Raw genomic sequence first — 12,094 nt, forward strand, 5'->3', positions numbered from 1 at the left:
TACTCCGGCACGCGAAACCCGTGTTAGGCTATTCCTTGTGCCGCGGGGTGGAGCAGCTCGGTAGCTCGCTGGGCTCATAACCCAGAGGTCGCAGGTTCAAATCCTGTCCCCGCAACCAATCGATCGGATGTGTCATCCGGTCAACGAAGAAGGCGTCCCGATCGGGACGCCTTCTTCGTTTCTGAGCCCGACGCGCGACTCAGTCGACCATCGCGTCGTCCATGTCGTCGAGGAAGCGGGCGATCGCACGCAGCTCGTCATCGCTGTAGGCGTCCATGACATCGCGCATCTTCGCCATGCGCGCGCCGAGATGGCGATAGAACTCGCTCCGGGCGCGGTCGGTGAGCACGACGATGCGGGCGCGCCGATCGGCCGGGTGAGGACGGCGTTCGATGTGTCCCCGCTCGGCGAGGCGATCGAGAAGCTTCGTCGTCGAGGCCGTCGAGATCGCGAGGTGTCTCGCGATCTCATGGGGCGACACCCACTCACCCCGCTGCTCTCGCACGATCAGCATGCGCAGCGCCGCCAGATCGGATCCGTTCATGTCCATGTCGCTGCGCAGCACGCCGTGCATGCGGTCCATAGAATCGCTGAACGAGCGCACGGCGACGAGCGCGTCGCGCACGAGCTGGTCGCGGTCTGTCGTCGGGATCCATCGGTCTGTCACGCTGGACACCCCCTCACTCGAAAGGTAGTATCCCTTAAAATCGCTAGCTAAACTAGCAATAAGGAGAAGATCGTGTCCCCGACAGAATACGTGGTCCTGCTCGACGACAACGGGGATGAGATCGGCACTGCGCCCAAGGCGAGCGTCCACGGCACCGACACCGCACTTCACCTCGCATTCTCCTGCCACGTGTACAACTCGCGCGGCGAAACCCTGGTCACACGCAGAGCGCTCGACAAGAAGACCTGGCCGGGCGTGTGGAGCAACTCCTTCTGCGGACACCCGCGACCGGCAGAGCCGGTGATCGACGCAGTGCACCGCCGCGCGGAGCAGGAGCTCGGTGTCGCCCTGCGCGACGTGCAGATCGCCCTGCCGCTCTTCCGCTACCGCGCGGTCGATGCGAGCGGCATCGTCGAGCATGAGATCTGCCCGGTCTACACCGCTCTCGTCGACGACGAACCGCGACTGAACCCGCTCGAGGTCGCCGAGGCCCGTTGGGTCGATCCGTCCGATCTCGCCGTCTCGCTGCGGGCGACCCCCTGGGCTTTCAGCCCGTGGCTGGTGCTTCAGGCCGAACAGCTCGGCGTCTTCGAGGAAGCGACCGTTCGGAGAGCCTCGTGATCACGCTCCTCGACGACGACGCGCGGCGAAGGATCGACGCGGCGATCGATGGCGCCCTCGAGCGGCTCGAACGGCGGGCCGCGCCCCTCGGCGATGGCGCCCGGGCGCTGGCAGCCGCTACCGCCGCGGCCACCGCCGACGGCAAGCGCCTGCGGCCGGCGCTCGTCGTCGCGGCGTACCGCGCGTTCGGCGGGTCGTCCGACGCCGCCGATGCGGCCGTCTGGGACGTCGCCGTCGCCCTCGAGCTGCTGCACACCGCCTTCGTCGTGCACGACGACCTCATCGATCGCGATCTGGAGCGACGCGGCATCCCGAACGTCGCGGGTCGCTTCCGCACTCGCGCGCAAGCCTTCGGAGCGTCGGGCGACCAGGCGGCGACCGTCGGCGACGCCGCGGCCGTGCTCGCCGGCGATCTCCTGCTGTTCGAGGCGAGCCGACTGGTCGCGTGCGCCTCCGTGGATGCTCCGACACGCGTCGCCCTGCTTCAGATCATCGACGACGCGATCCTCGTCTCGGCATCCGGCGAGCTCGCCGACGTCGAGCACGCTGCCCGCGCGGACTATCCCGAAACCGACGCGCTGCTCGGCGCCGCGCACGACAAGACGGCCGCCTACTCGTTCGAAGCACCGCTGCTGGCCGGAGCGGTGATGGCCGGTGCGACCGATGCCGCCCGCGCGCAGCTCTCGCTCGCCGCGGCCGACCTCGGGCTCGCCTTCCAACTGGTCGACGACCTCATCGGGACGTTCGGCTCACGTCGTCAGGCCGGCCGCGACCCGGGGGCCGACCTTCGCGAAGCCAAGCGCACTCCTCTCATCGCGCTCGCGCGCGACACCGCCGCCTGGCCGCGGGTCAGCTCGGCTCTCGCCGTCGCGCATACGGGTCCGATCGCCGTGCGGCGCGCACAGCGCGAACTCGAGGCCAGCGGCGCACGCGACGACCTGGTCGCCCTCATTCACGACCGCCTCAGCCGAGCGCGCTCGCGGGCCGCGTCGCCGTCGCTGCCGCCTGCCGCCGTCGCACTGCTGGCCGAAGTCGCGAACACGATCGAGGGGCGCATCCCGTGAGCGGTGGATCCCTGTACGACCGGTGCGCGCAGGATGCGGCCGCGACCGTGATCACGGCCTACTCGACGTCGTTCGCGCTGGCATGCCGCCTGCTCGGCCCGCGCGTGCGCACGCATGTGCGCAGCGTCTACGCACTCGTGCGGGTCGCGGACGAGGTCGTCGACGGCGCGGCCGAGGCGACCGGCCTGCCGGCGCCCACCCAGCGGCTGCTGCTGGACGAGCTCGAAGCCGAGACGCTGGCGGCGGTCGCGCGCGGCTTCAGCACCAACCTCATCGTTCACGCGTTCGCGTTGGCGGCGCGCGAATGCGGGATCGGTCATGATCTCATCCGCCCCTTCTTCGCCTCCATGCGCACCGACCTCACGCGCACGCAGCATGATGACGCCTCGCACGACGCCTACGTGTACGGGTCGGCGGAGGTGGTCGGTCTGATGTGCCTGCAGATCTTCGTCAACGCCGGTCGCAGCACGCCGCTGAGCCCCGACCCGACGCTGGTCGAGGGCGCCCGCCGCCTCGGCGCCGCCTTCCAGGACGTCAACTTCCTCCGCGACCGCGCGGACGACGAGAACCGACTGGGCCGTGACTACCTCGGCCTCCAGGACGGACACCGGGACCGGATCACCGTCCTCGACCGCATCGACGCCGACCTGGATGCCGCCGCGCGGGCGATCGCCGACCTGCCCGCCGACTGCCGGCGCGCGGTGACCACCGCACACGGCCTGTTCGCGGAGCTCTCCCGCCGCCTGCGCGATGACGACGAGACCGCGCGCGTCTCCGTGCCCACCCCCGTCAAAGCAACCATCGCGGCCCGTGCCCTCGCCGGCCGCCCCCCGAAACGGAGCACCGCATGAGCCGCACGGCCCTCGTCATCGGCGGAGGCATCTCAGGGCTCGCCACCGCCGCCCTGCTCGCGCGCGACGGCTGGAGAGTCGACCTCCACGAGGCCTCCCCCGAGCTGGGCGGTCGAGCGGGGTCGTGGGAGCGCGACGGCTTCCGCTTCGATACGGGACCGAGCTGGTATCTCATGCCCGAGGTCTTCGATCACTTCTTCCGCCTGTGCGGCACCACAGCGGCCGAGCAGCTCGATCTCGTGCCGTTGACCCCCGCCTATCGCGTCTATCCCGAGCCCGACGGCGCCGCACCCAGCGATCCGATCGACGTGGTGTCCGGTCGCGCGCAGGCGCGGGAGCTCTTCGAGAGCCGCGAGCCGGGCGCCGGAGCACGTCTCGACGAGTACCTCGATTCGGCCCACGATGCGTACGACCTCGCCGTGTCGCGGTTCCTCTATGACACCTACGCCTCCACGAAGGGTCTGCGATCCCCGGCCGTCGCCGGCCAGCTCCCCCGCCTCGCCCCCCTGCTCACCCGCTCGCTCCACGATCACGTCGCACGCCGCTTCTCCGATCCCGTCCTGCGCCAGATCCTGGGCTATCCGGCGGTCTTCCTCGGGTCGTCACCCTTCGACGCACCGAGCCTGTATCACCTCATGAGCCACCTCGATCTGGACGAAGGGGTCCTCTACCCACAGGGCGGCTTCACGGAGGTCATCGCGGCGGTCGCCCGTGTCGCCGAGGCCCAGGGCGCCACGATGCACACGTCGTCGCCGGTGGCGGAGATCCTCACTCAGGACGCGCGCGCGATCGGCATCCGCCTGGCCGACGGAACGGTGCACGAGGCCGACATCGTCGTCTCCTCGGCGGACCTGCACGCGACCGAGACGACGATGCTGCCCGCGTCGTTGCAGACCTACCCGCAACGGTGGTGGCGACGGCGCAATCCGGGCCCGGGCGCCCTCCTGCTGCTGCTCGGCGTCGAGGGCGAACTGCCGGAGCTGGCTCACCACACGCTGCTGTTCGCCCGCGACTGGCAGAAGAACTTCGGCGACGTGTTCGGCCGTGACACGCGGATCCCCGACCCCGCCTCGCTCTACGTGTGCCGCCCGTCGGCCACCGACCCGACGGTGGCACCGGTCGGCAGCGAGAACCTGTTCGTGCTCGTTCCGATGCCCGCCGACCCGTCGCTCGGGCGCGGTGGGATCGGCGGAACAGGAGCGCCCCTGATCGAGGAAGCCGCGGATCGCGTCATCGCCCAGATCGCCGCATGGACCGGCATCCCGGACCTCGCGGCCCGCATCCGCGTGCGACGCACGATCGCGCCGGCCGACTTCGAAGCCGATCTGGGGGCGTGGCGTGGCGGTGCTCTGGGGCTCGCGCACACTCTTGCTCAGAGCGCCGTCTTCCGACCTCGCAACGCATCGCGAAAGGTCGGCGGACTGTTCTACGCCGGCACGTCGGTGCTGCCGGGCATCGGCCTTCCGATGTGCCTGATCTCCGCCGAACTGGTGGTCAAACGGCTTCGCGGCGACGACGGCGCGGCCCGCCTGCCAGAACCGAGCGGTGTCGGGGCAGGACGGGGCGTCGGCCCCGGCCGAGACGACGCCTGAGATGCCCGGCGCCTATCTGCTCATCCTCCTGGTGTCGCTGGGAGGGATCATCGTGCTGGATGCGCGCTTGCGACTCGTGCTGTGGTCGGCGCCCGGGCACGTCGGTCCGACGAGGGGGCGCGCCATCGCCGCGGTCCTCGTCGGGACCGTGTTCTTCCTCGCCTGGGATGCCGTCGGCATCGCCACCGGTGTGTTCGTCAAGGGCGACAGCCCCTATCTTCTGGGGATCGACCTGGCCCCGCACCTTCCGATCGAAGAACCGGTCTTCCTCGCCTTCCTGTGCTATCTGGCGCTGGTCGTCCACGCTGCCGTGCTCCGGGTGCTGACCGCACGGGGCGGGCGGGTGCGGAAGGCGCTATGACGTACGCCCTGATCGTCGCGCCGTTCGCCGTCCTCGGGCTGCTCGCGTTCGCCGCGACGGCTCGCCGTCCGGCACTGCGCAGGCGGCTGACGGCAAGCGTCGTGACGGCCGTGATCCTCGTCGCACTCACCGTGATCTTCGACAACGCGATGATCGCGGCGGGCCTGTTCACCTACCCCGACGCGCTCATCAGCGGCATCCGTGTGGGCCTGGCACCCATCGAAGACCTGTCCTACCCGATCGTGGCCGCCTTCGCCGTCCCGGCCATCGCTGAGCTTCTCCGCCCGCGTCGACGCGTCCCTCCCGCCCCGACCGACACCGAGACGGAGCCCGCACGATGACCGCGACCGCCATCGCACGCCAGCTCCTCCTCTCGTCTCGACCCGTCAGCTGGATCAACACGGCCTACCCCTTCGCGGCGGCCACCGTCCTCACGACCGGAAGGATCGATGCGACCCTCATCGTCGGCACCGTCTTCTTCCTGATCCCCTACAACCTGGCGATGTACGGGATCAACGATGTCTTCGACTACGAGTCCGATCTGCGCAACCCCCGCAAGGGTGGCGCCCACGGCGCCGTGCTCGAGCGTCGCCTGCACGCCACCACGCTCTGGGCGGCCGCTCTGTCGTGCCTGCCGTTCGTCGTCTACCTCGTACTGGTCGGCACACCCATCTCCTGGCTGGTGCTCGCGATCAGCCTCTTCTTCGTCGTCTTCTACTCCGCGCCGCCGCTTCGTCTGAAAGAACGTCCCGTCGCGGACTCGATGACCAGCAGCATCCACTTCTTCTCCCCCGCCGTGTACGGGTTGGTGCTCGCCGGCGCGACGTGGACGTGGCAGCTGAGCGCCGTGATCGTCGCCTTCGCCCTCTGGGGCATCGCCTCACACGCTTTCGGGGCCGTGCAGGACGTCGTGGCGGATCGAGAGGCCGACATCTCGTCCATCGCGACGGTCTTCGGCGCCCGCGCCACCGTCCGTCTCGCGATCGCCGGCTACGCCGCCGCGGGCGTCATGATGCTCGGCGCCGCATGGCCGGGCCCGCTGGCAGCGGTGCTCGCGCTGCCCTACATCGTCACCGTGTGGCCGTACCGCAACGTTGCCGATGAGGATGCCGAGCGCGCCACACGCGGGTGGGATCGCTTCCTCTGGCTCAATCAGTTCACGGGCTTCGCGGTCACGCTGCTGCTGATCTGGTACGCGCTCGGCCGCTGACGACCCCGGCGCGCGCATCCTCACGCGACCACGCAGAAGGGCCGGAGGCATCACGCCCCCGGCCCTTCGCTCCTGCGTGCGAACTCAGCCCTGACCCTCCAGCTGGATCAGCTTCTGCAGCGCCGCCGTCAGCCGTGCGTCCGCTTCGCCGTACTTCGTCCAGTCGCCCTGCGTCAGGGCGCTCTGCCGATCCAGCATCGCCTGCTGCGCGTCCTTGAGCGCCGCCTGGAACTCGACGCTGGTCCCGGTGCCGCCGCCGGTCGCACCCGAGCCGGACCCCGAGCCGGCGGTCGCAGAGGGGCTCGGCGTCGCCGACGGGGTGACGTCGCCGTCCCCGGCGCTCGCGCCCGAGTCGCCACCGAACAGTTTGTCGAGCGCATCTTGGAGCGTGCTCTCGAAGGCGACCTGGTTACCGAAGGCCACGAGCACCTTCTGCAGCGTCGGAAGCTTCGTCGAGCCGGACGACTGCACGAACACCGGCTGGACGTAGAGCAGTCCCCCGCCGACCGGCAACGTCAAGAGGTTGCCGTTGATGACATCCGACTGTCCCTGTTTCAGAATGTTGATGAACGCAGACACGCTCGGATCGGCGTCGAACGTGTTCTGCACCTGTCCGGGTCCGGGCACCGGCGTCTCGGCGTTGATCTCCAGCATGCGCAGCTTGCCGTAGTTCGGACTCTTCACGCCCGCCGTGGCCCCGGCATCCGAGTCCACCGACAGGTACCCCATGAGCACGTTGCGGGTGTCGTCACCGCCCGGGATGAACGTCGTGAACATGGAGTAGCTCGCGGCATCCTGTCCCGGCATCTTCATCGTCAGGTAGTACGGCGGCTGCAGCACCGGGTTCTTCTGCGTCGGATCGTTGGGGGTCTTCCAAGCGTTGTCACGCTGGTAGAACGACCCTGCATCGTCCACGTGGTAGGTGCCGAGCATGGCGCGCTGCACCTTGAACAGGTCGGTCGGGTAGCGCACGTGGCTCATGAGGTCGGCGCTCATGTCCGACAGCGGCTTGACCGTCGACGGGTAGATCTTCTGCCACGCCTTCAGCAGCGGATCGGTGTCATCCCACGCGTACAGGGTCACCTTGCCGTCATACGCGTCGACGGTGGCCTTGACGGAGTTGCGAATGTAGTTGACGTCGTCGAGGGCCACGCGCGGCGTCGTGTTCGTCGTGTCGCTGATCGCGTCGCGCAGGCTCACGATCGACGAGTACGGGTAGTTCGCGCTCAGCGTGTAACCGTCCACGATCCAGACGATGCGTCCGTCGACGACCGACGGGTACGGGTCGTTGTCGAGCTCGAGATACGGCGCGACCTTGTTGACGCGGTCGATCGGATCGCGGTCGTAGAGGATCTGCGAGTCCGCGTTGATGCCGTCGGAAAGCAGGATGTCGGTCGACTGGAACTTCAGCGAGTAGATCAGACGGTTGAAGGGGTTGCCGACGTTCGGCCCTCCGTTTCCTTCGAAGGTCGTCTTCGTCTGCGCCGCATCGCCCGTGCCGCGAGGGTAGTCCAGCTCGATGTCGGGGGTGCCCTCCGGAGCGCCCACGATCGAGTACGGCGGCGAGTTCTCGCCGAAGTAGATGCGCGGCTCGTACTTCTCGCTCGTGGTGAGTGCGCCGGTGGTCGGGATGCCGCGCTCGATGAAGACGGGATTGCCGTCGGCCGTGCGCTCATTGCCCTTGGCCGCGACCATGCCGTAACCGTGGGTGTAGACGAGCGTCGAGTTGTACCAGGAGGCGGCCTGTCCGAGCTGGGCCATGTTCAACTCGCGCACCGAGACGACGGTGTCCTGCGACTTGCCGTCGATCTGATAGCGATCGACGTCGAGCGGGTTGGTGAACTGGTAGTACGCGCGGTACTGCTCGATCTGGCGCACCGTGGGCGAGATGATGGCGGGGTCCATGATGCGGATCGACGCCGTCGTCTGGGCGTCGGAGCGCAGCTGGCCGGGGGCGACGTTCGTGACCGCCTGGAAGTCGCTCTTGGTCAGGCCGTCGATGCCGTACGCCTTCTTCGTGGCGTCGATGTTGCGCTGGTAGTACGTGCTCTCCAGGGTCTCCTGGTTGGGACGCACCTGCAGGTTGGTCACGACCCACGGATACGCAACGCCGACGACCAGCGCCGAAACGACGAGAAGGCCCACACCGATCAGCGGGAACCGCCACCGGCCGATGATCGCCGTCACGAAGAAGAGAACGGCGACGATCGCGGCCGCGATGGCGATGATCGTGAGGCCGGGGATGACCGCGTGGTCGTCGACGTAGCTGGCGCCGGTGATGCGATCGCTCTGCTGCGTCAGCGTCTTGTAGCGGTCGAGCCAGATGCTCACGCCCTGCACGAGCAGGTAGAGGCCGGCGAGGACGGCGAGCTGGATGCGCGCGGCCTTCGAGATGCGCAGCTCGCGCTGCCCGATGCGCACCGACCCGTACAGATACGCCACGAGCGCCGACAGCAGCAGCGAGACGAGCAGCACGGCAGAAGCGAACCCGAGGACCGAACTGAAGAATGGCAGCGAGAACATGTAGAACCCGGTGTCCATCTGGAACTGCGGGTCCAGGTCGCCGGTATCGACGCGATTGAACCACAGCCAGACCGTCTCCCACTGCGCCGAGGCGGCGAAGCCCGCGAAGAACCCGAAGAACACCGGGATTCCCCACATCGCCAGGCGACGCAGCGGCTCCACGACCTCCTGGTAGTGATCGAGCTGAGACGTCAGCCGGGCATAGACCGGACGCAGTCGGTAGGCGAGCTGGATCGCGATGAACACGGGCACCGCCATCGCCAGGAAGCCGACGACGAACATGATCACGCGCGCCGTCCACTGCGTCCACAGCACGCTCGAGAACCCGAGCTGGTCGTACCAGAGCCAATCGGCGTAGAGGCTCGCGAAGACGAAGAAGCCCACCACGACGACCGCGATGACCGCGAGCGTGATGGCAATCGCGCGACGGACGGGGTTCGGCGTGGCCTGATTCGGCGCTGAGGTCGTGGTCACACCACCATCCTAGGTGGGGTGATTCTGGCGGGACGCCGACCAACCTTCCAGGATGCCGTGAGCTCAGCGGCAGGTCGGCAGCGCGTCGAGGTCGCCCTTGTCGCGGATCGTCGACAACACCTGCAGCGAGTCCTTGAGCGTGGCGACCGAGAAGACGCGAAGACCGGACGGAACGTGACCGACCACTTCGTCGCAGTTATCTCTGGGGGCGAGGAAGTACGTCGCTCCGGCGCCGACCGCGCCGTACATCTTCTGGCGGATGCCACCGATCGGCCCGACGGTGCCGGCGGCGTCGATCGTCCCGGTGCCGGCGACCTGCGCGCCGCCGTTGAGGTTCCCATCGCTGAGCGTGTCGATGATCCCCAGGGCGAACATCATGCCGGCGCTGGGCCCGCCGACGTTGTTGAGCTGGAGGGTGACGTCGATCGGGAAGTCGTAGTCGTGCATCGTCGAGATGCCGACGAGCCACGTGCTCTTGCCGTCGACGGTCGCCTGCTTGGGGGTCACCTCGACGTTCTCGCTCGCGCCGGAGCGCTCGATCGCGAGTCGCACGGGAGCGCCCGCACCGGCGTTGATGATGGTGCGCAGTTGATCGGTCTCGGTGATCGCCTGACCGTTCGCGCTGCGGATGACGTCACCCTTCTGCAGGATGCCTTGCGCTGCGGAGTCGTCGGTGAGTGCGTAAACCTCCACCATCGGCTTGACGTCGTAGCCGAGCTGCGTGAGAGCGGCAGCCGTCGCCTCCTTCTGCGAGTCGACCATCATCACCGCGCTCTCCTGGTTGCGCTGCTGCGTCGTCTGCCCCTGCGGGAAGACGTCGTCCAGCGGCAGCACCGCCTTCGCGGGGTCGAACCAGGCGAGGGCGAGCTCGAACCACGACGGGGTGCGTTCGCGATTGCCGACGACCTGCACCGTCAGCAGGTCCAGTGCACCGGAGGTGGGGAAGGTCGGCGCGCCTTTCACGGTGATCAGCGGCACATCGGCGCCCGAGGAGTCCGGGGCCGACCCCAGCGTGTTGAAGACGGGGCCCGGACGCTGAATGACGTAGGTGCTCGGCAGCAGTGTGAGCGTCAGCAACGCCACGAGGGCGACAGCGAGAGCCCAGACTCCGACGCGCAGGGGGCGGGACACCGGACGGCGGCGAGAGGGCACGACGGTCGTGCCCTCGTCGAACAGTGCCACAGCAGATCCTCCCGGCCGATCGTTCGCGATCGGCGTACACGGGACATCCTCCGTGGCGGGCCGAGGCGGCCGTGCGGGGAAGTCCAGCCATTAGCGTAGAACGCGACGGTATCCGCCTGCTGAAAGGCGCCTGATATGGCTGATGAGACTCCCGACCGCCCCGAAGACGACTTCCAAGAACTGCTGCGGAACCTGCTCGGTGGTGGAGGCGCAGGCCTTGACCCCGAACAGCTCGAGAACCTCTCGCGCATGGGCGTGGATCCCGCCATGCTGCAGCAGATGATGGCGCAGATGCAGCACGCCTTCGCCACCGGCAGCGATGACGGCATCGACTGGAGCGCGGCGAAGACGCAGGCTCTGCACCTGGCGAACAAGGACGGGCTCGGTATCACGACGGGCGCTCGCCACGACTTCGATCAGGCCTTCGCCCTCGCAACCCTCTGGCTGAGCGAGGCCACGACGATCTCGGACCTTGCGGCCCCGGCGCAGGCCATGACCCGCGGACAGTGGGTCGAGACGACGCTTCCGGTCTGGCAGGAGCTCGCCGAGCCCGTCGCCGACTCGATCGCGGGGGCGCTGACGGCGGCGATCGACGAGCAGACCCCGGAGGAGATGCGACAGCTCGTCGCCGGAGCGGGCACGTTCATGCGACGCGTGGGCGGTTCGCTGTTCGCCGCTCAGCTCGGCGGCGTCATCGGACGCCTGTCGCAGGAGGTGGTGTCCGGCGGCGATGTCGGCATTCCCGTCATGCCCGACGGCGTCGCGGCGATCCTGCCGCAGAACTTCGCCGACTTCGCCCGTGACCTGGACGTGACCGACGACCAGCTCGCGCTGTATCTCGGAACCCGTGAGCTCGCGCACGCTCGCCTCTTCCGCCACGCCCGATGGCTGCGGCTGCACGTGATCACCCAGGTGACCGAGTTCGCCCGCGGCATCCACGTCGACACCACCGCCCTCGAAGACCTCGCGTCGCGCTTCGACCCGTCCTCACCGGAGGAGCTGCGCTCCGCCCTCGAGTCCGGGGCGCTGCTTCCCCAACGCACGCCCGCGCAGGATGCCGCGCTTGTTCGGCTCGAGAACCTCCTGGCGACCATCGAAGGCTGGGTGGATGTCGTGACCGCCGACGCGACCTCGCGCCTTCCCGCCGCGGCGAAGATCGCCGAGGCCGTGCGTCGCCGGCGAGCCGTGGGCGGTCCCGCCGAGCAGGCGATGGCCTCCCTCGTCGGGTTGGAGCTGCGCCCGCGACGACTGCGCGAAGCGGCGGCGATGTGGCGCGCCGTGACGGATGCCGTGGGCATCGAGGCCCGCGACCGACTCTGGGACTACCCCGACCTCATGCCGGGGGCGAGTGACATCGACGACCCGCAGGCGCTCGTGGCGCGTCTGGTGGCCCACGAGCGCGGCGAGGACCCCGAACGGGACGCCCTCGACGAGGCGCTGGACGCACTGCTGGCCGAAGCGGCCGAGGAGGCGGAGCACGCCACCGGCGAACCCGGCGCGCAAGCCTCCGACGACGACGGTCCGGAGGATCCGCGCCCGGTGTGATCCG

11 protein-coding genes and 1 tRNA gene are annotated in these 12,094 nt (G+C 68.8%); 9 read left to right on the forward strand and 3 right to left on the reverse strand.

All coding sequences use genetic code 11. The features are described from left to right. Nucleotides 1-41: 41 nt before the first annotated feature. Nucleotides 42-118: transfer RNA gene (locus AS96_RS08695), tRNA-Met, on the forward strand. 81 nt (nucleotides 119-199) lie between these two features. Here the strand turns inward: AS96_RS08695 and AS96_RS08700 are convergent. Further along, nucleotides 200-667, reverse strand: coding sequence for a MarR family winged helix-turn-helix transcriptional regulator (locus AS96_RS08700; RefSeq protein WP_036288547.1), 468 nt, complete (start codon nucleotides 665-667; stop codon nucleotides 200-202). A 72-nt stretch (nucleotides 668-739) separates the two neighbouring features. On the opposite strand from AS96_RS08700, the gene idi reads away from it, so the two are divergent. The 7 genes from idi to AS96_RS08735 are packed head-to-tail and all read left to right on the forward strand — an operon-like array spanning nucleotide 740 to nucleotide 6,366. Next, nucleotides 740-1,288 carry an isopentenyl-diphosphate Delta-isomerase gene (idi, locus tag AS96_RS08705; RefSeq protein ID WP_036288470.1) on the forward strand — a complete coding sequence of 183 codons (549 nt, stop codon included), beginning with the start codon at nucleotides 740-742 and terminating at the stop codon, nucleotides 1,286-1,288. Further along, nucleotides 1,285-2,352 carry a polyprenyl synthetase family protein gene (locus AS96_RS08710; RefSeq protein WP_036288472.1) on the forward strand — a complete coding sequence of 356 codons (1,068 nt, stop codon included), beginning with the start codon at nucleotides 1,285-1,287 and terminating at the stop codon, nucleotides 2,350-2,352. Before idi ends, AS96_RS08710 begins: the two co-directional genes overlap by 4 nt. Further along, nucleotides 2,349-3,203 carry a phytoene/squalene synthase family protein gene (locus tag AS96_RS08715; protein WP_036288475.1) on the forward strand — a complete coding sequence of 285 codons (855 nt, stop codon included), beginning with the start codon at nucleotides 2,349-2,351 and terminating at the stop codon, nucleotides 3,201-3,203. Before AS96_RS08710 ends, AS96_RS08715 begins: the two co-directional genes overlap by 4 nt. Continuing rightward, entirely contained in the window at nucleotides 3,200-4,795 is a 1,596-nt protein-coding gene (gene crtI, locus AS96_RS08720; RefSeq protein ID WP_036288478.1) for a phytoene desaturase family protein, read from the forward strand. Before AS96_RS08715 ends, crtI begins: the two co-directional genes overlap by 4 nt. Before the next feature lies 1 nt (nucleotide 4,796). Continuing rightward, on the forward strand, nucleotides 4,797-5,156 hold the full coding sequence (locus tag AS96_RS08725) for a lycopene cyclase domain-containing protein (RefSeq protein ID WP_036288549.1): 360 nt from the start codon (nucleotides 4,797-4,799) through the stop codon (nucleotides 5,154-5,156). Next, nucleotides 5,153-5,497 carry a lycopene cyclase domain-containing protein gene (locus AS96_RS08730; protein ID WP_036288481.1) on the forward strand — a complete coding sequence of 115 codons (345 nt, stop codon included), beginning with the start codon at nucleotides 5,153-5,155 and terminating at the stop codon, nucleotides 5,495-5,497. The genes AS96_RS08725 and AS96_RS08730 overlap by 4 nt, the downstream gene beginning before the upstream one ends. Continuing rightward, on the forward strand, nucleotides 5,494-6,366 hold the full coding sequence (locus AS96_RS08735; RefSeq protein ID WP_036288483.1) for a prenyltransferase: 873 nt from the start codon (nucleotides 5,494-5,496) through the stop codon (nucleotides 6,364-6,366). Before AS96_RS08730 ends, AS96_RS08735 begins: the two co-directional genes overlap by 4 nt. A gap of 84 nt (nucleotides 6,367-6,450) precedes the next feature. Here AS96_RS08735 and AS96_RS08740 read toward each other — a convergent pair whose 3' ends face one another. Further along, nucleotides 6,451-9,363 carry a UPF0182 family membrane protein gene (locus AS96_RS08740; protein ID WP_036288487.1) on the reverse strand — a complete coding sequence of 971 codons (2,913 nt, stop codon included), beginning with the start codon at nucleotides 9,361-9,363 and terminating at the stop codon, nucleotides 6,451-6,453. A 63-nt stretch (nucleotides 9,364-9,426) separates the two neighbouring features. Then, a complete protein-coding gene (locus AS96_RS08745) occupies nucleotides 9,427-10,545 on the reverse strand; it encodes a YlbL family protein (RefSeq protein WP_036288490.1) in 1,119 nt (372 codons plus the stop codon). A gap of 135 nt (nucleotides 10,546-10,680) precedes the next feature. Between AS96_RS08745 and AS96_RS08750 the strand changes: the two genes are divergently transcribed. After that, complete coding sequence (locus tag AS96_RS08750; RefSeq protein ID WP_036288493.1) at nucleotides 10,681-12,090, forward strand: zinc-dependent metalloprotease; 1,410 nt, start codon at nucleotides 10,681-10,683, stop codon at nucleotides 12,088-12,090. Nucleotides 12,091-12,094 lie beyond the last annotated feature (4 nt).

Origin of the sequence: Microbacterium sp. MRS-1, from assembly GCF_000585455.1 — a bacterium.
Lineage (GTDB): Bacteria > Actinomycetota > Actinomycetes > Actinomycetales > Microbacteriaceae > Microbacterium > Microbacterium laevaniformans.